At 71.8% G+C, this 21778-nt stretch carries 17 protein-coding genes; 13 read left to right on the top strand and 4 right to left on the bottom strand.

The features are described 5' to 3' along the window. Positions 1-135: 135 nt before the first annotated feature. Positions 136-1758 (top strand): CocE/NonD family hydrolase, encoded by a 1623-nt coding sequence (locus ACIBO2_RS06455; protein WP_397295664.1) that lies wholly within the window; start codon positions 136-138, stop codon positions 1756-1758. Here the strand turns inward: ACIBO2_RS06455 and ACIBO2_RS06450 are convergent. Continuing rightward, positions 1731-5135 (bottom strand): BTAD domain-containing putative transcriptional regulator, encoded by a 3405-nt coding sequence (locus tag ACIBO2_RS06450; protein ID WP_358553838.1) that lies wholly within the window; start codon positions 5133-5135, stop codon positions 1731-1733. The genes ACIBO2_RS06455 and ACIBO2_RS06450 overlap by 28 nt on opposite strands. Before the next feature lie 291 nt (positions 5136-5426). Here ACIBO2_RS06450 and ACIBO2_RS06445 point away from each other — a divergent pair, with 291 nt between their 5' ends. The 4 genes from ACIBO2_RS06445 to ACIBO2_RS06430 all read left to right on the top strand — a co-directional run bounded on the left by ACIBO2_RS06445 (position 5427) and on the right by ACIBO2_RS06430 (position 8549). Then, positions 5427-5654 (top strand): hypothetical protein, encoded by a 228-nt coding sequence (locus ACIBO2_RS06445; protein WP_358553835.1) that lies wholly within the window; start codon positions 5427-5429, stop codon positions 5652-5654. Positions 5655-5724: 70 nt separating this feature from the next. Further along, positions 5725-6930: a serine hydrolase domain-containing protein gene (locus tag ACIBO2_RS06440; protein ID WP_358553832.1), complete on the top strand. Its 1206-nt coding sequence runs from the start codon at positions 5725-5727 to the stop codon at positions 6928-6930. A gap of 47 nt (positions 6931-6977) precedes the next feature. Beyond that, a complete protein-coding gene (gene leuE, locus ACIBO2_RS06435) occupies positions 6978-7658 on the top strand; it encodes a leucine efflux protein LeuE (protein ID WP_358553830.1) in 681 nt (226 codons plus the stop codon). Positions 7659-7919: 261 nt separating this feature from the next. Continuing rightward, positions 7920-8549 (top strand): VC0807 family protein, encoded by a 630-nt coding sequence (locus ACIBO2_RS06430; RefSeq protein ID WP_358553828.1) that lies wholly within the window; start codon positions 7920-7922, stop codon positions 8547-8549. On the opposite strand, the gene ACIBO2_RS06425 is transcribed toward ACIBO2_RS06430, so the two are convergent. After that, complete coding sequence (locus ACIBO2_RS06425; RefSeq protein ID WP_358553826.1) at positions 8457-9434, bottom strand: hypothetical protein; 978 nt, start codon at positions 9432-9434, stop codon at positions 8457-8459. The two genes, ACIBO2_RS06430 and ACIBO2_RS06425, sit on opposite strands and share 93 nt — an antisense overlap. A 435-nt stretch (positions 9435-9869) precedes the next feature. Between ACIBO2_RS06425 and ACIBO2_RS06420 the strand changes: the two genes are divergently transcribed. The 8 genes from ACIBO2_RS06420 (at position 9870) to ACIBO2_RS06385 (ending at position 19445) form a co-directional block, all read left to right on the top strand. After that, entirely contained in the window at positions 9870-10487 is a 618-nt protein-coding gene (locus ACIBO2_RS06420) for a DedA family protein (RefSeq protein WP_358553824.1), read from the top strand. Positions 10488-10523: 36 nt separating this feature from the next. Further along, complete coding sequence (locus tag ACIBO2_RS06415; RefSeq protein ID WP_357943044.1) at positions 10524-11327, top strand: DMT family transporter; 804 nt, start codon at positions 10524-10526, stop codon at positions 11325-11327. Between the two features lie 93 nt (positions 11328-11420). Beyond that, positions 11421-12635 carry a glycosyltransferase gene (locus ACIBO2_RS06410; RefSeq protein WP_397295660.1) on the top strand — a complete coding sequence of 405 codons (1215 nt, stop codon included), beginning with the start codon at positions 11421-11423 and terminating at the stop codon, positions 12633-12635. Continuing rightward, a complete protein-coding gene (locus ACIBO2_RS06405) occupies positions 12632-13342 on the top strand; it encodes a DUF998 domain-containing protein (RefSeq protein ID WP_358553822.1) in 711 nt (236 codons plus the stop codon). The genes ACIBO2_RS06410 and ACIBO2_RS06405 overlap by 4 nt, the downstream gene beginning before the upstream one ends. Positions 13343-13460: 118 nt before the next feature. Next, a complete protein-coding gene (locus tag ACIBO2_RS06400) occupies positions 13461-14246 on the top strand; it encodes a cytochrome P450 (protein WP_358553820.1) in 786 nt (261 codons plus the stop codon). Continuing rightward, on the top strand, positions 14243-14995 hold the full coding sequence (locus ACIBO2_RS06395; protein WP_358553818.1) for an isocitrate lyase/phosphoenolpyruvate mutase family protein: 753 nt from the start codon (positions 14243-14245) through the stop codon (positions 14993-14995). The genes ACIBO2_RS06400 and ACIBO2_RS06395 overlap by 4 nt, the downstream gene beginning before the upstream one ends. A 52-nt stretch (positions 14996-15047) precedes the next feature. Then, positions 15048-17855: a BTAD domain-containing putative transcriptional regulator gene (locus tag ACIBO2_RS06390; RefSeq protein WP_397295656.1), complete on the top strand. Its 2808-nt coding sequence runs from the start codon at positions 15048-15050 to the stop codon at positions 17853-17855. A 69-nt stretch (positions 17856-17924) separates the two neighbouring features. Further along, the gene (locus tag ACIBO2_RS06385) at positions 17925-19445 is read left to right on the top strand and encodes an MFS transporter (RefSeq protein WP_358553814.1); all 1521 of its coding nucleotides are present in this window, start codon (positions 17925-17927) and stop codon (positions 19443-19445) included. A gap of 3 nt (positions 19446-19448) precedes the next feature. Here ACIBO2_RS06385 and ACIBO2_RS06380 read toward each other — a convergent pair whose 3' ends face one another. Both ACIBO2_RS06380 and ACIBO2_RS06375 read right to left on the bottom strand, forming a co-directional pair. Next, positions 19449-20321 (bottom strand): alpha/beta hydrolase, encoded by an 873-nt coding sequence (locus ACIBO2_RS06380; protein ID WP_397295654.1) that lies wholly within the window; start codon positions 20319-20321, stop codon positions 19449-19451. Positions 20322-20349: 28 nt separating this feature from the next. Next, positions 20350-21744, bottom strand: a complete 1395-nt coding sequence (locus ACIBO2_RS06375) for an FAD-dependent oxidoreductase (RefSeq protein ID WP_358553810.1) — start codon at positions 21742-21744, stop codon at positions 20350-20352. Positions 21745-21778 lie beyond the last annotated feature (34 nt).

The raw sequence follows: 21778 nt of genomic DNA, 5'->3' as shown, positions 1-21778 counted from the left end.
ACGTTGCGGTGGTTGGGAAAGGCCCAACTTTCCGGCCCGTCCGGTGGGCCCGTTTCCTGCCGGCTCCAGGGCCTGGCAGCTAAGCGACAGGTTAATGCCAGCCCGCTACCAGGGCGTTCAGACACGCTGAGCGACATGAGTATCAGTGCTGAGGGCCTGCGACAGGAAGATCCCATGATCAAGACCACGGAGACCATGACCACCCGCGACGGCGTCACCCTCGTCGCCACGCTCTGGCGGCCCGCCGGGCCCGGCCCCTTCCCGGTGCTGCTGTCCCGCACGCCGTACGGCAGGACGGATCCGGGGCCCGGAATGCACCTGGACCTGGCCCGGCTGGTGGCCGCCGGATACGCGGTCGCCGTCCAGGACGTGCGCGGGACCGGCGACTCGGACGGCGAGCTCACCTTCATCACCGGCGAGGCCGCCGACGGCTACGACGCGGTGCGGTGGGCGGCCACGCAGCCCTGGTCGGACGGGAACGTCGGCATGTTCGGCGACTCCTACCTGGGCATCACCCAACTCCTGGCCGCCCAGGAACGCCCGGCGGGCCTGCGGGCCATCGCGCCGCACGTGGCGCCCGCGTCACTGCACGAGGTGGTCTACCACTCGGGCGTGCCCAACCTCAACGTGGCCCTGACCGTCAGCGCGGCCGTGCTCGCGCTCGACGAGCTGCAGCGCCGGATCAACCGGGGTACGGCGCTCGCCGCCGACAGGGACGCCTATCTGGCGGCGCTGGGCTTCCCCGATCGCTTCTCCGAAACCATGCTGCGGCTGGCCGAGCGCCTGCCGCTGAGCGACCAGCCGCTCCTGACCGACCTCGTGCCCTTCTACGCCGACTGGATGGACCATCCCGACCCGGCGGCGGAGCCGTGGCGGGACGGCGCCGTCCGCTACGCCGAGATCGAGGTGCCGGCTCTGGTGGGCACCGGCTGGTACGACTACTTCCGTGACGCCTCCGTCGGCCACTACCAGCACCTGCGCGGCGGATCCCGGCTCGTCGTGGGCCCGTGGGCGCACTTCACGCAGGACGGCGACGTCTGCGGGCGGGACTACGGGGCAGAGGCGAGCCAGGACGCGATCGACTGGACCGGCCTGCACCTGGACTGGTTCGGCCAGTGGTTGCGCGGGGAGGCGCCGGCCGACCGGGCCACGGTGACGTACTTCCTGATGGGCGCCGACGAGTGGCGCACCGCGTCCGACTGGCCGCCACCCGCCGCCCGGCGCGTGGCGTACCATCTGGGCCCGGACGGCACGCTCAGCACCATCCCGGCGGGCGGCGGGGGCGGCGAGTTCGTCAGCGACCCTGACAATCCGGTCCCCACGGTGGGCGGGGCGGTGATGACGTTCGACGCCTTCGGGCCGCTCGACCAGCGCCCGCTCGACGAGCGCGGTGACGTGCTGCGTCACCAGAGCGAACCGCTCGACGCCGCGCTGGAGGTGACCGGGGACGTCGAGCTGATCGTGCTCGTGTCGTCCACCGCGACCAGCGCGGACGTCGCCGTCAAACTGATCGACGTGCACCCCGGCGGCCGGGCCGAGCTGCTGACCGACGCCATCACCCGGGTGACGGACCTGACTCCCGGCGAGGTGCGCGAGGTCAGGGTGAAGCTGGGCGCGATCTCGAACCTCTTCCGCCCCGGACACCGGATCAGGATCGACGTGGCGGGATCGAACTTCCCCAGGTTCGCCAGGAACCCCCAGAAGGGCACGACCACGATCCACGATCCCTCCTACGCGATGCTGCCGATCATCTCGTAGACCTCCTGCCTGGTCATGGCGGTGCCCTTGCCGTACAGGTCGTCGTAGCGCGCGTCACCGAGCGCGGCCCTGGCCGACGCCGTCCCCGCGACGGTGTCGGCCGACGCGTCGGGCGGCTCGACGGCGGCCGACGCGCCGAACAGGACGGCCGCGCGTACCGGGTCACCGCCCGTCAGCTCGGCCAGCGCGCACCCGGCCAGCACGATCGACAGGTACGGCAGATCAGGCGTGGCACCCAGCAGGCCGAGCGCCAGACGGTGCTGTTCGAGCCCGGCCGCGGGGTCACCACCGGCCGTCAGTGCCCTGCCGTAGCCGGCGTGCACCGCCACCGCGAGCTGCGGAATCGGCGGCGCCTCGGCCAGCAGCGGGAACAGGTCGCGGTAGGTGGCCAGGCTGTCCTCGACATCGCCGAGCCGGTAGGCCAGCGCGGCCTCCCCCAGGCCGAGCTGGATGAGGGTGAACGCCGAGATCTCCGCATCCACGCCGAGCCGGGCACCGCTCCGGTCGGCGACCCGGGCACCGGCCCGATCGGCGATTGCGTCAGAGGCCCGATCGGTGGTTGCGTCGGCGGCCCGGCTGGTGATCCGGTCCGCCGTCACTCCGCGTCGGGCCTTGGCCAGGTCGGCGGCGGCGCCGTCAAGGTCGCCGCTCTGCGCGCGGAGCGTCGCCAACCGGGTCAGCGTCGAGATCGTCTCCTCCGAGCTCACCCATTCGCTGGTGAGCGACTGGGTCTCGGCGATCAGATCTTCCGTGGGCGCCCCGCGCGCGGCGCGCAGCGCGGCCAGATTCAGCAGCGCCTCGCTCAGCCCCCACCGTTCGCCCAGCTTCCTGAACCCGGCCACCGCCTGCTCAAGCCGCTCCTCGGACGCGTGCGGCCCGCCGAGCATCCTGGCCGAGCTGGCCAGCCAGAGGTCGTCGCTCTCGGCGAGGTGATCGAGCAGCGCGGCGGCCTTCTCGTCCTGCCCGGCCGCGCTCGCCATGACGGCCCGGCTGATCAGCAGCAGCGGGTGGACGGGCCCTTCCCGCTCCGCCGCCGTGATCAGCTCGTTCATCCGCACGGACAGGACCCGCATGGCCCCCCGATCACTGACGATCGACGCGAACTTACCCACCCCATCCGCGAACAGACAGCCCACGTACGCCCTCACCAGGCCCGGAGGCGGGGTGTCGCCTGCCAGGTCGAGCACCTGCGCCGCCCAGTTCGCGCTCTCGTGCCGGTAGCCGCACATCCACCAATACCAGTTGAGTGCCGCGCAGAGCCGCAGCGCGATCTCCACGTCGCGCTCGTCGAGCGCCCAGCGCAGCGCCACCGAGCAGTCGTCCCGCTCGGCCGAGAGCCGCTCGATCCACTCGATCTGCGCGCCGGTCCGCAGCTGGGGAACCGCCCGTTCGGCGAGATCGAGCAGGTGTACGGCATGGCGCCGCCGGTAGGCCGCCATCTCCCCGGTCTCGGCCAGCCGGTCGGCGGCGTACGCGCGGATCGTCTCCAGCATCGAATAGCGGCCCTCCGGCGACACCTGCACCAGCGACTTGTCGGCGAGCGCGCCCAGCACGTGGGCGGTGCCACCACACACCGCCTCGACGGATTCGAGCGTGGCGCCGCCCGCGAAGACCGCGAACCCGCGGGCCAGCTCGCGTTCGGGCTCGTCGAGCAGGTCCCAGCTCCACTCCACCACCGCCCTGAGCGTCTGCTGGCGGGGCAGCGCCGTACGGCTGCCGCCCGTCAGCAGCCGGAAGCGATCGTCGATGCGGTCGGCGAGCTGCCGCGGCGTCATCGTCCGCAGCCGGGCCGCGGCCAGCTCGATGGCCAGCGGCATGCCGTCCAGCCGGCGGCACAGGGCCACCACGGCCGCGACGTTGCCCTCGTCGAGGGCGAACGCGGGCCGGGCCGCGGTGGCGCGGTCGAGCAGCAGGCGTACCGACGGGTATTCGGCCGCCCGGGTCGCGTCCACGCCGGGCGGGGGCGGCTCCAGCGGCGGGATGGGCACCAGCCGCTCCCCCGGCACACCGAGCGGCTCCCGGCTGGTGGCCAGCACGTGCAGGCCGGGGCAGCCGGCCAGCAGGTCATCGGCCAGGCGCGCGGCGGCGTCGACGAGGTGCTCGCAGTTGTCCAGCACGATCAGCACCCGGCGCTCGCCCAGGGCCTCGACCACCTGCTGGAGCGGCCCGCCCCCGCCAAACCGGCCGCCCCCTCCCAGTCCCCCCTTCCCTCCCGGTCGCCCGTCCCCTCCCGGTCGCCCGTCCGCCCACGCGCCCGGCGTGTCCGGCGTGTCCGGCGTGTCCGGCCCTTGGCGCGGATAGCCGGTCGCCTCCGGCGAGTGATGCGAGTAGCCGGGCCGGTCATCGCGCAGGCCGAGAGCGTCGAGCACCGCGCCGGGCAGAGCCGCGGGGTCGGTGACGGAGGCCAGCTCGACCATCCAGGCGCCGTCGAACCGCGTGCCCATGCGCAGGGCCGCCTCGGCGGCCAGCCTGGTCTTGCCCGCGCCGCCCGGTCCGACGATCGTGACCATCCGGGCGTGACCGAGGACGGTGGTCAGCAGGTCCAGCTCGTCCTCGCGGCCGATGAACGTGGTCAGGGGGACCCGGACGTTGCCCTTGGGCAGGCCCTTGGGAGGGTCCTGCCGTACGGGAACCTCGCCCGACACGACCGCCAGGTGAGCGGCGCGCAGCTCGGGCCCCGGGTCGACGCCGAGCTCGTCGGCGAGCGTCCGGCGGGTGCGCTCGAACAGGGCCAGCGCGTCGGCCTGCCGCCCGGCGGCGGCCAGCCCGCGCATCTCCAGCGCGCACAGCCGCTCACGGAGGGGGTGCGCGGCCACCTCCGCGGCCAGATCGGCCGACAGCCCGGCCGCCAGCCGCGCCTCGGCACGGGTCTCGACGGCGGCCAGCCGATCCTCCTCCAGCCCGGCGGCCACGTTGGCCAGGTACGGCACGGCGCCGAGACCGGCGAGCGCGGGCCCACGCCAGAGCGCGAGCGCCTCGTCGAGCTGCGCCAGACCGGTCAGATCGAGCTTCGCGAGGCCGTTCAGATCGGGCTTGGCGAGGCCGTTCAGATCGAGCTTGGCGAGACCGGTCAGGCGGCGAAAGCGCAGCGCGTCGACCTGGTCGGCGTCGACGGCCAGCGCGTAGCCACCCGCCCGGCTCTCCACGATCTCGTACGGCCTGAGCGCCACGCGCAGCCGCCTGACCAGCGTCTGCAGCGCGTTGGCGGCGTTGCCCGGCGGCTCCTGCGGCCACAGCATGTCGATGAGCCGCTCCGAGGTGACGGTCCGCCCGGCTTCGAGGGCGAGGATGGCCAGGAGCGCCCGTAACCGGAACCCACCGACGGCGATCGGCTCCGCGCCGGTCACTTCCAGTGTCCCCAGGATGGATATCCGCACGACACCCATCCTGCCGCTTTCCCCCGGATAGGCGCTCAAGTGGTACGGCTCGCGCGACCACCCCTAGCCACGCGAGGCGTACCCACTCTCAAACGGCGAACCCGCCGAACAGCAGCGCGGCCAGCCGCTGGGCTTACTACGTGAGCTACCTGCATGCCAAACACCACTGCCCGGTCATCCTGGTGGTGGTGTGCCTGGACGGGACCACCGCCCGCTGGGCCCGGCGCCCGAAGACGATCGGCCTGCCCGAACGCCCGCGACACGGACGCCCGACAACTCTGGAGAGCACTGATGTCGGCCAAGACGTACCGATACCAGTCCGAATTCGCCCAGCAGCTCCGCGCAGAAGGCCATATAGAGGGCGAGGCCAAGATGCTGCTACTGATCCTCGACCGCCGAGGCATCACCCTCTCCGAGGAGGCCCGCGAGCGCATCCGCACCTGCACCGACATAGCCGTCCTCGAATCATGGGCCGACCGGGCCTTCACCGTCACCACCGCCGATGAGCTCTTCGCCTGACAGAACCTCAGACCCGCGGCCATCGGGGCAGTCGGTTTACACCGGTCGGCTTTCGTGATGGATTCGGGCAATGACCGTACAAGGGACGTGCGACCCCAGGTTCTCCCAGGTCGCGGAGGAGTTCGATCGTAACCTCGCGCTTCGCGGCGAGGTCGGCGCGTCGGTGTGCGTAGTGCTCGACGGCGAGATGGTCGTCGATCTCTGGGGCGGCCAGGCCGCGCCCGGCGTCCCCTGGCTGCACGACACCATCGGCCATGTCTGGTCATGTACGAAGGGCGCCACGGCGCTCTGCGCGCACATGCTGGCCGCGCGCGGTGAGCTGGATCTCGACGCCCCTGTCGTCCGCTACTGGCCCGAGTACGGCGCCCACGGCAAAGAGGCGACGCTGGTCAGGCATCTGCTCTCGCACCAGGCGGGGGTTCCGGTGTTGCGCGAGCCGCTGGTGCCCGGCGCGTTCTACGACTGGAAGCTGATGGTCGACCGGCTGGCCGGCGAGCGGCCGTTCTGGGAGCCGGGCAGCAGGCACGGCTATCACGCGCTGACGTTCGGGTTCCTGGTCGGCGAGGTCGTTCGGAGGGTGAGCGGGCGCTCGCTCGGCACGTTCTTCCGCGAGGAGGTGGCCGAGCCGCTCGGCCTGGACTTCTGGCTGGGCCTGCCCGAGGAGCAGGAAGGCCGGGTGGCGCCCACGATCCCCGCCGACCCGCCGTCGGACCCGCCCAAGTTCTACGTCAAGGCGTTCACCGATCCCGCCTCGATTCCGGGGCTGCTGCTGGCCAACGAGGGCGGCTACATGACCACGCCCGGCGAGTCGGACAGCCGCGAGGCGCACGCGGCCGAATACGGCGCCGTCGGCGCGGTGACGAATGCCAGGGGTCTGGCGGGCATGTACCGGCCGCTGTCCCTCAGAGGCGGCGAACTCGTGACCGAGGAGCAGCTGGCCGTCATGGGGCTGACCGCCTCGGCCGGGACCGACGCGGTGCTGGCCGTGCCGACCCGGTTCTCGACGGGGTTCATGAAGGCGGTCGACAACAGGTACCTGCCGCCCGCCGACAGCGAGGGCGCGCTGCTGTCGGCGACCGCGTTCGGGCACGCGGGCATGGGCGGCTCGCTCGGCTTCTGCGACCCGGCGGCCCGGCTGGCCTTCGGCTACACGATGAACAAGCAGGGCATCGGACTCGGCGTCAACCCGCGCGGCCAGGCTCTGGCGGACGCCACTTATCGGGCGCTCGGCTACCAGCAAGCGCACGGAGGTATTTGGTACGCGCCGAGGGATTAATCGCGCGATACCCTGGCTTGTCATTACGCATTCCAGGAGCGAGCGGCATGTTCTTCGGTATCACGGATCTCTCGACCTACGTCCTCGGTGCCTTCCTCATCATCCTGCTGCCGGGCCCCAACTCCCTGTACGTCCTGAGCGCGGCCGCCCAGCACGGGGTGCGGCACGGCTACCGGGCCGCGGCGGGCGTCTTCGTCGGTGACACGGTTCTCATGGCCTTCACGGCCGCGGGCGCGGCGTCCCTGCTGCGCTCCAGCCCGGTGCTGTTCAGCATCGTCAAGTACGCGGGCGCCGGCTATCTTGCGTGGATCGGCTTCCAGATGCTGCGGAGTGCCTGGCGCGCCTGGCGCTCCCGGCCCGGCATCGCCGAGACCGCTGACGCCGCCCCGGCCGAGACCGTTGACGCGGAAATCCCGGGCAACCGTCTCCGCCCGTTCCGCAAGGCGCTGACGATCAGCCTGCTCAACCCCAAGGCGATCCTCTTCTTCGTCTCCTTCTTCATCCAGTTCGTGGACCCGGGCTACACCGCCCCCGTGCTGTCGTTCCTCATCCTGGGCGCGATCATCCAGGTCTTCAGCCTGCTCTACCTCACCGCGCTCATCCTCGGGGGCACCTTCCTGGCCACCCAGTTCCGCGCCCGCAGAAAACTTAGCGCGGGCTTGACCTCGGGTGTCGGCGCCCTTTTCCTCGGTTTCGGGGCCAAGTTGGCGACCACGTCACTGAGCTGAAACCGCTTCTACGGCGGGGCGCAAGCGAGCTCTGGTTGAGTGACGATCGGCGGCGGCGCGCCACCCGCGCCGCACCGAGTCGGACAGCCACAAACTCATGGAACGTGGCAAAAGAGGCAGTGGCATACCGATTCGTCGGGTACGGTAAGCCACCGGCAGACCCGGAGTAACCAATTCGTAATCTCCACCGGTCCGTCCGGGAAGCCTGGTCTCCCGAAGCTCGGGTAGTTCGCTGATCGTCGGCCAATTTGCGGAGCAGTCGTGAATCACCCTCCCGTAACCCTGCCGCGTCTGACCGCTCTTGTGCGACAGGCGGTGCCTCGGCTGCTCGAAGGCGTGGTCGCGCCGCTCGCCGTGTTCTACGCCGCCCTGGCCGTGCTGGGACTCAACGGGGCGCTGGTCGCGGCCGTGTCCTGGGTCTACCTCGGCGTCGCCTGGCGGTTGATCAGGGGCATCCGGGTGCCCGCCACGATGATCCTGGCCGCGATCGCGATCACCGCGCGCGCCGCCGTGGGCTTCTGGACCGGCAGCTGGGTGGTCTACTTCATCCAGCCGGAGCTGGGCACGCTCTGCATCAGCATGGCCTTCCTGGCCTCGGTGCGGCTCAACAGGCCGCTCGTGCAGAAGCTCACGCTCGACTACATCCACCTGCCGTCGGCGGTGCTCAAGCATGAGCGGGTCCGCAGGTTCTTCGCCAGGATCACGCTGCTGTGGGCGTTCGTGCTGATGGCCAACTCGACGGTGAGCATCTGGCTCGCGCTGCACGAGTCGCTCAGCACGTTCATGCTGCTGCGCACCTCAGCGGTGGCCGTGATCAGCGGTCTCGCGATCGCCTTCTCGATCTTCGCCTTCAAGCGCCTCCTGCGCCGGTTGCACGTGGCCCACGCCTGACCGTTCGGCCAGCAGGAACGCCCCGCACATCGCCATCACCAGCCCGGTCAGCGTGCCGAACAGCTCCACCAGACCCTCCGCGCCGATCATCTTCGCCCCGAGCGGCCCGGCGGTGACCGTGAGGATCATCGCGTACAGCCCCCAGGCGAACATGACGCCCGTGCCGAGCCAGCCCACCACCAGCGGCGGCCAGAACGCCCTGGGGCCCCGGCCTCCGACTAGGAGGACCAGCGCGATCCCCGCCCCGAGCGTGAGCAGCCCCTTGAAGCCGTCCTGCAGCACCTGCTCCGGCGCGGGATCACCGGCGGCCCAATACAGGCGAGTCGCGCCGAGCACCGCCAACACCGGTAGCGCCCCTCTGGCGACGACGGTCTGGAACGGCCTGGTCGGGCTCGCGTAGCCGTACCCGAGAGCTGTGGAGAAGACGACGGGCCACCGATCCCTGGCGTACAGGACGAACGCCACGATCAGCCCCACGCCCTGCCCGATGAACCCGCCGTAGACCATCATGTACACCCAGGGCGCGATGGGCCCGTCCGTCACGAAGATCGACGGGCCGGAGACCAGGACGCCGACCGGCACGGTGACGATCACCACCGACAGCAGGCCGGTGCCGACCCAGAGGGGCAGCAGCACCAGCCAGGCGGGCAGCCGCATGCCCTGCCGCGTGGTGAACGCCAGCGCCAGGAGCAGCGCGACCGCGTCCATGCCGAACGTCATCACGTTCAGCCCGACCATCGCCGGATCGTTCATGAGCGCCGGGTCGGAGACGCCCACCGGATGGCCGGTCAGCCAGAAGATCTTCAAAGTCAGGTACGGGAGCATGGCGGCCATTGCCACGACCGCCGCCGTGATGCGGCCGATTCCGGCCTTCTGGGGAGTCATGTCCCAACAGTGCGCCTCCTCGCCCCGGCCATCCCTCCCGCAGCGGAGGGATCCGCCTCACCCATGAGGGGGAACCGGCGTCCGGACGGAGTAGGGGACTACCCTGACGAAAGTCAGGGTGGTGCTGGATAAACCATCCCCGGTGGTGTTAACCCCACCCAAAAGCCGCCCACCCACACTCCTGTGCTGGTAGCGGCGACCCGCTTTGATCGAAGAGTGTCGCCCGGAGGTCGTATGACCGCCCCTGACGAAAGTCGGGGGTCATGTGTGCCGATCGACTGATGTGCCGTGACCTGCGGAGTTTCTAGCTTCAAAAGGTGCGTGCCCTGACCCCTATCGGGGTGGGGCACGCGTTCGACCGGGGTGATCCCCGATGTCCCACGGCACCTCACGCAGACACGCTGTGAGGGCGCCTCAACGATCGGAGTACACGCAATGTCGCACGCCATTCTGGAACTGGTCCAGCAGGTGATGTCGTCACCTTGGCTGTACGTGGCGCTGTTCGCGCTGGCGCTGCTCGACGGGTTCTTCCCGGTCGTGCCGGCGGAGACCGCGGTGATCACCGCGGCCGTCTTCGCCGCCTCCGGGCAGACGAACCTGGCGTTGGTGATCGTGGTGTCCGCGCTGGGCGCCTTCGCGGGCGACCATGTCTCCTACCTGATCGGCAAGAAGTCGGGCGGGCGGCTGCGGCACCGCAAGGCGTTCGTGTGGGCCGGGAACGCACTGGCCGAGCGCGGCGGGATGATCCTCGTGGCGGCTCGCTACATCCCCGGCGGGCGCACCGCGACCACGCTGACCATGGGCGCCGTACGCCATCCGCTGCGTTCCTTCACCTTCTTCGACGCGATCGCGGCCGCCTCGTGGGGCCTGTACTCCGGCCTGATCGGCTTCTTCGGCGGGATGGCCTTCGAGAACGACCCGATCAAGGGACTGCTGCTCGGCCTGGGCATCGCCCTGTCCGTCACCGGCCTGGTCGAGGTCATCCGGTGGTCGCGGAAGCGACGCGCCACCCAGGCTTCCCCGGAGCGCCTTCCGGTGGACACGTCTGTTTGACCTCGCCCGGTAACCATCTGTTTGAGAGGAGTGGGCATGACTGTCCTGGCCGCCGTTATCGCCCTGGTCGGTTCCCTGTTCTTCGCGCTCGGCGCCGCGCTTCAGCAGTTCGAAGCGGCCGGTACGACCAAGCCCACTCTGCTCATGCTGTTGCGGAGGCCGCGCTGGCTGCTCGGCGGCCTGTCGATCCTGTCCGGCGGCGGCCTGCACATCGTCGCCCTGGGCCTGGGCCCGCTGACCGTCGTGCAGCCGATGGGGGTGGCGAGCCTGCTGTTCGCGCTGCCGATCGCCGCCGCGCTGCACGGCCGCCGGCCCTCCCGCAAGGAACTGAGCGCCGCGGGTGTGGTGGCGGCCGGGCTGATCGGCCTGGTCCTGCTGGTGCCCGCGGCCGAAGGCCCGACGTACCTGAGCCCGAACGGCGTACTGACGTTGCTGGCGGTCGCCGGCATCGCGTCGGTGCTGCTCTGGGCGGGCTCGAAGATCGCCTCACCGGCGGGCCGGGCGGCGCTGCTGGCCACCAGTTCGGGCGTGCTGTACGGCGCCACGGCCACGCTCATGCGGGCGCTGGTCGACGGCTCCTGGAACTGGTGGTACCTGCTGGCGATGCCGGTGCCCGCGCTGCTGGCGCTGATGATGCTCCAGCGGGCCTACGCCGTTGGCCACTTCGGCGTCTCCTTCGCCTCGCTGCAGATCGCCGACCCGCTCACGGCGGTCGCCTTCGGCGCGCTGCTGCTGGGCGAGCCGCTGCCCTCCGGACTGGCCCCGATCGCGGCGGCGGCGCTGACCGCGGCGGGGACCTTCGCGCTGGCTCGCACCACCCCGCTGGAGGCGCGCCACTGACCTGCCCCCGAACCACCTACCCCCCACCACCTACTCCCGCACCGGCCTTCCCCAGCCGGTCGGCGATCATCCTTTCGACTGGAGTCCCCTGTCATGGTCATGCCCCTGCGCACCACCACCGCCCAGCGCCCAGAGCTCGCGCCCGCCCCCGCGCGCCCGCGGCGCATCCTGATCTCCACCGACACCTATCCACCCGATGTCAACGGCACCGCCGTCTTCACCTACCGCCTGGCCAGTGGCCTGGCCGCGCGCGGCAACGAGGTGCACGTCGTCTGCCAGTCGGACCAGGGCCCGGCCACGGCCGACGTGGTCGACGGCGTGGTGGTGCACCGGCTGCGCTCCGCGCCCCTCCTGGTCCACCCCACCATGCGGGTCACCGTCCCCACTCGGCTGGACCGGCTGATGAACGCCGTCCAGCCCGATGTCCTGCACTCCCAGGGCCACTTCGTCGTCGGCCGGGCCGCCATCGCCGCCGCCCGGCGCAGCCAGGTGCCCATCGTGGCCACCAACCACTTCATGCCGGACAACCTCTTCCAGTTCGGCCACATCCCCGACCGGCTCCGGCGGAAGGCCGGTCAACTGGCCTGGCGCGACTTCGCCCGGATCTTCGACCGCGCCGACCACATCACCACGCCCACGCCGCTGGCCGCCAAGCTGCTGGCCGACCAGGGCTTCGCCCGCGAGGTGGAATCGGTGTCCTGCGGCATCGACCTGGCCCGCTTCTACCCGCACGCCGAGCCGAAGGCGTGGGCCCGCAAGCTGTTCGACCTGCCCGACCGTCCCACCGCCCTGTTCGTCGGCCGTCTGGACGAGGAGAAGCGCCTTGACGAGCTCGTCCGCGCGCTGCCGTACGTGCTCAACGGGACCGACGCGCAGATCGCGCTCGTCGGGCAGGGCAACCAGCGGCCGGAGCTGGAGCGGCTGGCCGAGCGCATCGGGGTCCGCGAGCGGGTGTTCTTCCTCGGCTACGTACCCGACGAGAACATGCCGCAGGCCTTCGCCGCCGCCGACCTGTTCGCCATGCCGAGCGTCGCCGAGCTGCAGAGCATCGCGACCCTGGAGGCCATGGCCAGCGGGCTGCCCGTGGTCGCGGCGAACGCCATGGCCCTGCCGCACCTGGTGGCGGACAACGGCTACCTGTTCGAGCCGCGGGACGTCATGTCGCTGGCCCGCCACATGACCACCATCCTCACCGACGACGACCTGCGTGCCCGCCTCGGCAAGGCGAGCCGCGACCTGGCCCTCACGCACGACCACCAGAACTCCCTGGCCCGCTTCGAGAAGATCTATGACGAGGTGACCCGATGACCCGGACGGACCTCCCAGGTCGCGGCGTGGAGCCGGTTTCGGTGACGGTGCCCGTGGTGAGCGCCGTGGCCGGCGCGCTGGCCGCCGTCGCCGCGCTCGGCTACGCGCAGTTCGCGCTGCCCGGCCAGCCGCTGCTGAGCGACTACGCGCTGATCCCCGGCGGGATGGCGCCCGTGCTGATCGGCATGCTCGCGCTGGCCGGGGCCTGCCTGTCCCTCGCGTACGCGCTGGCGACCCGCGAGCCCGCCCGCAGCGCGGCCGCCCGGGTACTGCTGCTGGCCGCCACGGCCGGATTGATGCTGAGCGCGGTCTTCCCCACCGACCCCGGCAACGCGGCGGTCGGCTCGCTGGCGGGTGAGATCCACCGCTGGTCCTCGGCCGTCATCTTCACCACCCTGCCCGTGGCCGGCTGGACCCTGGCCAGGGCCCGCGCGCCCCTGCCGAAGTGGAACCGGGTCAGGGCGCTCAGCGTGACCTCGGTGGTGGCGCTGGTCGCCTACCTGGCCGCACACCCGGCCGCCTTCACCTCGCCGCTGATCGGCGGCGGCTCCTACTACGGGCTGCTGGAGCGCGGCGTGGTGCTGGCCGACATCGCGCTGGTCATGTGCATGGCCGTGAGCACCGTGGATCGGCGCCCCACGGTCCGGCCGGCGGCACAGCCCGGTTCGAGCGAACAGCCCGAACATCCCGAACGCCTAGCGGCCTGAACGCCTGGTGGCCTGAACATCTGGACGCCTGGTGGCCTGAACGCCCTGGTGGCGCCTGGCGCCTGACGCGCCGACACTTCGCCCGGCGTCGAAGGGATTCCGGCCTAACGTGGGTCCCATGCTCATCACCCGCCATGCCGAAGCCGTCTCGGTGCTGGCCGACACCCGTTACGTACCGCCGCCGGTGCGCCAGGACGCGCCCTACGGGACGCTGGCCTGGCTCCGCTCCCAGGTGTCTCGGTTCAGCACCGGCGAGATCCACGCCGAGCGACGCCACCTGGTCACCGAACGACTCGCCGCGCTCGACCCGGCCGCGCTGAGACAGGCCGCCACGGCGAAGACGCTGGAGCGGGGCGGCGACTGGCCGGGCGTCCCGACGGCGGTGCTCGGCGCCGCGCTCGGGATCACCGACGAGAAGCGGCTGACGGGAGCGGTGACGGCCGCCGCCGCGGGCTACCTGTCGGGCGAGGCCGGGCCCGAGGCCGACGCCGCGGTGGCCGAACTGGTCGAGCTCCTGTCCGGCGCGGGCGACCCGATCCCCGCGATCACCATCCTCCTGCAGGCCCACGCCGCCACGACGGGCCTCATCGCGAACGCGCTCACCCACGCCGAACCCGGCGACGACACCGACGACCTGCTGCACGAGACGCTCCGCCATGATCCGCCACTCAAGGCCAGCCGCAGGCTCGACCGGCAGACGGGCGAGGAGATCACGATCGACCTGGTGGCCGCCAACCGCGACCCGGACGTCTTCGACCGGCCCGAGCGGTTCGACGTCTCACGCGGCCCGACGCCCCACCTGACGTTCGGCTCGGGCGTGCGCCCCTGCCCCGCCTCCGCCCACGCGCTCGCCCTCGCGGCCGGCGTGCTGGCGGCGATCCTGCGACCGGAGGACAACCGATGAGCACCCCTTTCAGCGACCTGCACCGGCCGGGCGACCCGCTGTTGCTGCCCAACGCCTGGGACTACGGGTCCGCCGCCATGCTGGCCGCGCAGGGCTTCCCGGCGATCGGCACCACCAGCCTCGGCGTGGCCGCCGTACACGGCAAGCCGGACGCCGCAGGCGCCACCAAGGCGGAGACGATCGAGCTGGCCGAGCTGCTCAAAGACCTCGGCGTCCTGATCACCGTCGACATCGAGGGCGGCTTCAGCGACGATCCGGCACAGGTGTCCGACCTGGTCGCGGCGCTCGCGGCCCTGGGCGTCGCGGGCGTCAACCTGGAGGACGGCCGGCCCGACGGCACACTGCGGCCGATCGGGCTGCACCAGCGGATCATCGAGGCGGCCAAGGGCCACGGCGTGTTCGTCAACGCCCGGACCGACACCCACTGGCTGAAGACGGGCGACACGCGGGAGCGGGTGAGCGCCTACGGGCACGCCGACGGCGTCTTCGTCCCCGGCCTGCGCGACCTTGGGGAGATCGCCGAGGTGGTGGCGAGCACGCCGCTACCGGTCAACGTGCTCTTCCTGCCTGACGGGCCCACGCTGGCCCAGCTCGCCTCGGTGGGCGTCGCCAGGGTGAGCACCGGGTCGCTGCTGTATCGGGCCTCGCTGCACGGGGCGTTGACTAGCCTGCTGGCCGTACAGGGGAAGACGGCACCACCGGCGCCCACGTACGCGGAGATCGTCGCGCTGCTGCCGGAACCGCGATAGCGGACGTACGTGGAGATCGCCGCGATCTTCGCGGGGCCGCGATAATCGAGGTATGCGCTTCGAAATCCTCGGTCCGGCCCGGGCGCTGGGTGAGGACGGCGAGCCGGTCGCGCTCGGCGGCCCCCGGGTGCGGGGGCTGCTCACGCTGCTGGCGCTCGACGCCGGCCGGGTCGTCGGCGCCGAGCGGCTGACCGCCGCCCTGTACGGCCCGCAGCCGCCCGAGGGCGTGGCCAACGCGCTGCAGGCGCAGGTGTCAAGGCTGCGCCGGGCGCTGGGCAAGGACCGGGTGGAGTTCCATCCGGCGGGCTACCGGCTGGCGGCCGACCCGCAGGACGTCGACGCGCACCGGTTCGAGCGGCTGGCCGGCGACGGCAGGCTCGCCCTCGGCGCCGGCGACCCGCGCCGCGCGGCGTCGCTGCTGCGCGAGGCGCTGGCCCTGTGGCGGGGTGCGCCGCTCTCGGACACCCCGCACGCGGAGGCGGCCGCCGCCGGGCTGGAGGAGTTGCGCCTGGCCGCCGTCGAGGACCGCGTCCAGGCCGACCTGGAGCTGGGCGCCCATCGCGAGCTGGTCGCCGAGCTGCGGCGGCTGACGGCCGCCCACCCGCTGCGCGAGCGGATGCGGGCCCAGCTCATGCGGGCCCTGTACGGCAGTGGCAGGCAGGCCGAGGCGTTGACCGCCTACGCCGACGCCCGGCGGATCCTCGACGAGGAGCTGGGTGTCGAGCCGGGAGCCGAGCTGGCCGCGGCGCACTTAGCCGTGCTCAGGGCCGACCCGTCGCTGGCGGCCACGGTGGCGGCCGTGAGCAGGCAGGGCCTGCGTGCCCAGCTCACCAGCTTCGTCGGAAGAGCCGAGGAGCTGCGCCAGGTGGGCGTCCAGCTGGAGGCGGCCCGGCTCGTCACAGTCATCGGGCCCGGTGGGGCGGGCAAGACCCGGCTCGCGATGGAGGCCGCCGAGCGGGCCACCGGTGACGTCTGCGTCGTGCAGCTCGCGCCCGTCACCGACCCCGCCGACGTGCCGAAGGCGGTGCTGGCGGCGCTCGACATCCGCGACACCCGGCTGTCCGGCCACGACCGGCCCGCAGTCGATCCCACGGCCCGCCTGCTCGCCGCGCTCGCCGACCGCGCGCTGCTGCTGGTGCTCGACAACTGCGAGCACCTCGTCGCGGCCGCGGCCGAGCTGACCGACCTGCTGCTGGCCTCCTGCCCCGCGCTGCGGGTGCTGGCGACCAGCCGCGAGGCCCTGGGCATCACCGGCGAGTCCCTGCTGCCCGTGGCGCCGCTGCGGCTGCCGCCGCCCGACGCCGCGAACCCCCTCGACTACCCCGCCGTCCGGCTGTTCGCCGACCGGGCGGCCGCGGTCCGGCAGCCGGTCGACGAGACGAACCTGGCCCAGGTGGCCGGCATCTGCCGGGCGCTCGACGGGCTGCCGCTCGCGATCGAGCTGGCGGCCGCGCGGCTGCGCACGATGTCGGTCGGCGACGTGGCGGCGCGGCTCGACGACCGCTTCCGGTTGCTGGCCCGCGGCAGCCGTACGGCCCTGCCCAGGCACCAGACGCTCCGCGCGGTCGTGGCGTGGAGCTGGGACCTGCTCGACGAGCGGGAGCAGCGGATGGCCAGGCGGCTGACGGTCTTCGTGGGCGGTGCCACGCCCGAGTCGGCGGAGCGGGTGTGCGGGCTGCCGGAGGAGGTGCTGTTCTCGCTGGCGGAGAAGTCGCTGGTCGAGGCCGTGGACGGCCGCTACTGGATGATGGAGACGATCCGGGCGTTCTGCGCCGAGAAGCTCGCGGAGTCGGGCGAGACCGAGGTGGTGCGCGAGGCGCACGCCGACTGCTACCTGGCGCTGGCCGTCGAGGCGGACGGCCACATGCGCAAGGCCGAGCAGCTGGAGTGGCTGGCGCGCCTGGACGAGGAGAGCGACAACGTGGCCGCCGCCGTACGCTGGGCGGCCGAGACCGGTCGGCAGGAGCTGGGCCTGCGGATCCTCGCCTACTCCGCCTACTACTGGTGGATGCGCGGCCACCGGGGCACCAGCGCGAGCCTGGCCGACGGGCTGATCGCCGATATGGGCAGCACCCCGCCCGAGGGCCTCGAAGAGGAGTACGCCATGTGCGTGCTGGTCGCGGCCTGGGGCAGGCAGCCGGGTGACGAGCTGCGTGCCCGCCTGGGCAAGCTCCGCCACCTGATGCCGGTCGCCTATCTGCCGACGCGGCTGGAGTCCCTGACGATGATGCTGCCGATGTTCACCGGTCCGCCCGACGACTACGAGGGCGTCCAGAAGCTGGTGGCCCACTATTCCGGCAGCCTGTCGCCCTGGTCGCGGGCCTTGATGCACTGCGGCTTCGCGTTCATGCTGCAGATCATCGGCCGTGGTGACGAGGCCAGGGCCGAGTTCGAGCGGGCGCTGGCCGCGTTCCGGGCACTCGGCGAGCGATGGGGGGCCACGCTGGCGCTCAGCGGGCTCGGCGAGCTGGCTTATGAGCAGGGTGACTACGCGGCCTCGCGCGACCTGGCCGACCAGGGGCTGCGGACGTCCAGGGAGCTGGGCGCGAAGGCGGACATGGCCGAGTGCCAGTGCCTGCGCGCGGACTCCGTGGCCCGTCTGGGCGACCTCGACGGGGCGCGGGCCGACTATCTGCGGGCCGCCGAGATGGCCCGCCGGATCGGCTCGGGTGACACGATGGCCAGGGCGCACGTGGGGCTGGGCGAGCTGGCGATGCTCCGCGGCGACCACGACGAGGCCCGCGCGCTCATGGAGCAGGCCCTGGCCGAGTGCCCCGGCGACTGGTACAGCGCGGGAGAGGTCCGCGCCCGCATCCAGGCCGGGTTGACCAAGCTCGGGGAGATCGTCAGCGAGCGGTAGGCGATGGTCCGGGGAGATCGTCAGCGAGCGGTAGGCGATCGGTCAGCGCCTCCGAACATGGTGGTCCGCATGCGCACCATCAATAGCAAATGGTCCTGTCTGGCCGTCGCGTGCCTGGCCAGCCTCCTCCTCTCGCTCGACATGACGGTCCTGCACCTGGCCCTGCCCAGACTGGTCGGCGACCTCGGCGCGAACGCCACGCAGCTCCTGTGGATCGGCGACATATACGGCTTCGCGCTCGCGGGCCTGCTCGTCACCATGGGCAATCTCGGCGACCGCATCGGCCGCAAGCGCCTGCTGCTCATCGGCGCCGCCGCGTTCGGGGCGGCCTCGGCGGTGACCGCCTACGCCCCCAATCCGGAGCTGCTCATCGCGGCCAGGGCGCTGCTCGGCGTGGCCGGGGCGACGATCATGCCGTCGACGCTGTCGATCCTCCGCAACGTCTTCACCGATCCCGGGGAGCGAACCGCCGCCGTCGGCCTCTGGAGCGGGATGAGCGCCGCCGGGTTCGCCGTGGGGCCGGTCATCGGCGGGCTGCTGCTCGACCATTTCTGGTGGGGCTCGGTCTTCCTGATCAACGTCCCGATCATGGCGCTGGTGCTGGTCGGGGGCGTTCTCGTACTGCCGGAGTCACGCAACCCCGACGCCGGCCGCGTCGACCTGCCGAGCGTGGCGCTCTCCTTCATCGGCATCGTGACGACCATCTACGCGATCAAGGAGGCGGCTCACCAGGGGTTCGGGAACGTCGGCGTGCCGGTGGCGGCCGTGCTGGGTGTGGCGTGCCTGGGGCTGTTCGGGTGGCGGCAGACCAGGCTGGCGGAGCCGCTGATCGACGTGCGGCTGTTCAGGAACCGGGCCTTCAGCGCGTCGATCGGCACCAACCTGCTGGCGATCTTCACGATGACCGCCATGTCGCTGATGTCCGCCTGGTACTTCCAGCTCGTGCTCGGCTGGACGCCGCTTCAGGCCGGGCTGGCGAGCCTGCCGGGCGGGCTCAGTGGCGCGATCAGCGGCATGCTCGCGGGCCGGGCCATCGGGCGCCTGGGCAGGAACGGCGTCGTGGCGCTCGGCCTGGCGCTGGCCGCGGGCGCGTTCCTCTGCTACAGCACGTTCGGGCTCGACACGAGCCTGCTCGTCATCCTCGCTCCGCAGTTCCTCAGCGGGATCGGGATCGGGTTCGCCTTCACCGTCAACCACGACAACGTGCTGGCCACCGCGCCCAAGGAGCGGGCCGGGGCGGCGGCCGCGGTGTCGGAGACGGCGTTCGAGCTGGGCGGGGCACTGGGCATCGCCATCCTGGGCACCCTGCTGAACAGCTCCTACAGCGCCGGCCTGCGCGTGCCCGCCGGAGTGCCGGACGAGGCCGCCAGGGAGTCGATCGCGGGCGCGCTGCACACGGCCCAGACCCTGCCCGCGGCACAGGCCGGGCAGCTCATCGAGGCGGCCCGGGTCGCCTACGTCGAGGCCGTCCAGGTCACGGCGCTGGCCACCGCGGCGATGCTGGCCGTGGTGGCGGTGCTCGCGCTGGTAGGGCTGCGCGGCGTGCCCAAGGTCATTCCCGAGACCGTGTCCGAAGCGGCCAGGGTCTGACGTTCACAGGTGCTCGCGCAGGAAGTCCGCTGTCGCGTCGACGGCCAGCGTGACGTACGGCTCCTGGTCGTAGAGGTCGATGTGCTGCTTGGCATCGACCCAGACGAGCTTCTTGGGCTGGTCGAGCCGCCGGAACGCCTCCTCCGCGCCCTCCGGCGAGCAGAACCGGTCCACCACGCCGTGCACGATCAGCGCCGGTTTGGGCGACAGGAAGTCGGCGCCCATCACGTTGTCCATGGTGATCAGCTCGCGCACACTGGCCCGGGTGACCTCGTTCACCCAGGTCGCCGACGCGGCACGCGCGCCACCGTAGTAGGCGTACGGCTCGTCGCCGGGCATGGCCGCCTCGCCCTCCTGCGCCACGGCGGGCAGGTACTCCACCGGCCCACCGAGGTCCTGACGCTCCAGCACCTCGGTGAAGGAGGCCAGGGCCGCCTGGTAGTCCATGCCCGAGCGCATCGCGTAGGGATTGTTGTACGCCCCGGCGATCCCGGCGAAGACCTTCACCCGGGGATCGAAGGCGGCGAACCGCAGCGCGTATCCCCCGCCCAGGCAGATACCGACCGCGCCGATCCGCGCCGCGTCCACCTCGGGTCGCGACCGCAGCAGCGACACCGCGGCCCGCAGGTCGCCCAGCTTGCCCTGCGGGTCCTCATGGCGGCGCGGCTCGCCGCCGGACTCGCCCCAGTTGCGGTGGTCAAAGGCCAGCGTCGCGTAGCCCCGCGCGGTCAGCCGTTCCGCGTAGAGCCCGGTGACCTGGTCACGCACCCCGGTGAACGGCCCGGTGAACACCAGACCGGGCCACGGACCCTCTCCCTCGGGCATCCGCAGGTCCCCGGCCAGCACGATCCCGTCAGCGGTGAACTCAACCCTCATATGTCGATGATCCCGCCTTTTGCCCGGGTTATGAGTCGAAGCCCAAGCCCATCCGGTCGAGGGCGCGCAGCCAGAGGTTGCGCCTGCCCTCGTGCTGGTCGGCCTGGGCGATCGACCACCGGGTGAACTGGATCACCCCGGACCGCACCGGCTCCGGCGGGAACGGGATCGGCTTCTCGCGTACCATCCGCAGGTCTGTCCGCTCGGTGCGCTCGCCCGAGAGCAGGTCGAGCATGACGTTCGCGCCGAAGCGGGTGGCGCCGACGCCCATGCCGGTGTAGCCGACCGCGTAGGCCAGCCGACCGGCGTGCGCCTGGCCGTAGAAGGCGCTGAACCGGCTGCAGGTGTCGATCACACCGCCCCAGCGATGTGTGAAGCGCACGTCGGCGAGCTGTGGGAACGTGGTGACGAAGTGCCCGGCGAGTTTGACGAACGTCTCGTCGCGCTGGTCGTACTCCGGCTTGACCAGGCCGCCGTTGTAGTAGACGGCGTCGTAGCCGCCCCACAGGACGCGGTTGTCGTCGGTCAGCCGGTAATAGTGGAACTGGTTGGCCCCGTCGCCGACGCCCTGCCGGTTGCGCCAGCCCACCTCGGCGAGCTGCGCCTCGGTCAGCGGCTCGGTCATGAGCGCGTAGTCGTACACCGGCACCACGAAGTGCTTGAGCCGCCGCAGCAGCGGCGGGAACACGCCGGTGCCGAGCGCGACGCGGCGGCCGGTGGCGACACCGTGCGGGGTGCGCAGGCTGATCGTGACGCCGTCGTCGACCAGCGAGCGGACCGGGCTGCGCTCATAGACCCGGACGCCGAGCGACACGCAGGCCTCGCGCAGCCCCCAGGCCAGCCGGGCGGGATCGAGCATGGCGCAGCCGCTGCGGTCCCAGAACCCGCCCAGGTAGGTGGGCGAGTTCACCTCGGCCCGCACCTGGTCCTGGTCGAGTGGCACGTAGTCGAGGCCGAGCTCGGAGACGAGGTCGAGGTGCTCGCCGAACGCGTCGAGCTGCCATGGCTCGGTGGCGACGTTCAGCTCGCCGGTGCGCTCGAAGGAGCAGTCGATGCCGTAGCGCTCCAGCGTCCGCTCGATCTCGTCGAGGTTGGCCACGCCGAGGCGTTCGAGCCGGTCGATCTCGTCGGGCCAGCGTTCGAGGCCGTTGGGCAGGCCGTGGGTGAGGGTCGCCATGCAGAAGCCGCCGTTGCGGCCGGAGGCCGCCCAGCCGATCCTGCGGCCTTCGAGCAGGACGACGTCCTGGTCAGGGTCGCGTTCCTTGGCCAGCAGGGCGGTCCACAGCCCGGTGAAGCCGCCGCCGACCACGACGAGGTCGGCGCTGGTGTCTCCGAGGAGCCGCGGTCGCGGCTCCGGTCTGGCCGGACTGTCCAGCCAGTACGGCTTGCGCTCCGCGTCAGCAAGCGCCTTCAGCGGATCCACACATTCCACTTCCCCACAGATTCGGTTCGAGGAT

It is taken from the genome of Nonomuraea sp. NPDC050022, assembly GCF_044460705.1.
Lineage (GTDB): Bacteria > Actinomycetota > Actinomycetes > Streptosporangiales > Streptosporangiaceae > Nonomuraea.
Note: the sequence above shows the minus strand (reverse complement) of the source record. Positions and strands in the feature narration are given on the sequence as shown.

Excerpts from the sequence above, each read along its gene's own strand:
- ACIBO2_RS06455 (WP_397295664.1), top strand. The coding sequence starts at position 136 with ATGAGTATCAGTGCTGAGGGCCTGCGACAGGAAGATCCCATGATCAAG.
- ACIBO2_RS06445 (WP_358553835.1), top strand. The coding sequence starts at position 5,427 with ATGTCGGCCAAGACGTACCGATACCAGTCCGAATTCGCCCAGCAGCTC.
- ACIBO2_RS06440 (WP_358553832.1), top strand. The coding sequence starts at position 5,725 with ATGACCGTACAAGGGACGTGCGACCCCAGGTTCTCCCAGGTCGCGGAG.
- leuE (WP_358553830.1), top strand. The coding sequence starts at position 6,978 with ATGTTCTTCGGTATCACGGATCTCTCGACCTACGTCCTCGGTGCCTTC.
- ACIBO2_RS06425 (WP_358553826.1), bottom strand. The coding sequence starts at position 9,434 with ATGACTCCCCAGAAGGCCGGAATCGGCCGCATCACGGCGGCGGTCGTG.
- ACIBO2_RS06420 (WP_358553824.1), top strand. The coding sequence starts at position 9,870 with ATGTCGCACGCCATTCTGGAACTGGTCCAGCAGGTGATGTCGTCACCT.
- ACIBO2_RS06415 (WP_357943044.1), top strand. The coding sequence starts at position 10,524 with ATGACTGTCCTGGCCGCCGTTATCGCCCTGGTCGGTTCCCTGTTCTTC.
- ACIBO2_RS06410 (WP_397295660.1), top strand. The coding sequence starts at position 11,421 with ATGGTCATGCCCCTGCGCACCACCACCGCCCAGCGCCCAGAGCTCGCG.
- ACIBO2_RS06405 (WP_358553822.1), top strand. The coding sequence starts at position 12,632 with ATGACCCGGACGGACCTCCCAGGTCGCGGCGTGGAGCCGGTTTCGGTG.
- ACIBO2_RS06400 (WP_358553820.1), top strand. The coding sequence starts at position 13,461 with ATGCTCATCACCCGCCATGCCGAAGCCGTCTCGGTGCTGGCCGACACC.
- ACIBO2_RS06395 (WP_358553818.1), top strand. The coding sequence starts at position 14,243 with ATGAGCACCCCTTTCAGCGACCTGCACCGGCCGGGCGACCCGCTGTTG.
- ACIBO2_RS06390 (WP_397295656.1), top strand. The coding sequence starts at position 15,048 with ATGCGCTTCGAAATCCTCGGTCCGGCCCGGGCGCTGGGTGAGGACGGC.
- ACIBO2_RS06385 (WP_358553814.1), top strand. The coding sequence starts at position 17,925 with ATGCGCACCATCAATAGCAAATGGTCCTGTCTGGCCGTCGCGTGCCTG.
- ACIBO2_RS06380 (WP_397295654.1), bottom strand. The coding sequence starts at position 20,321 with ATGAGGGTTGAGTTCACCGCTGACGGGATCGTGCTGGCCGGGGACCTG.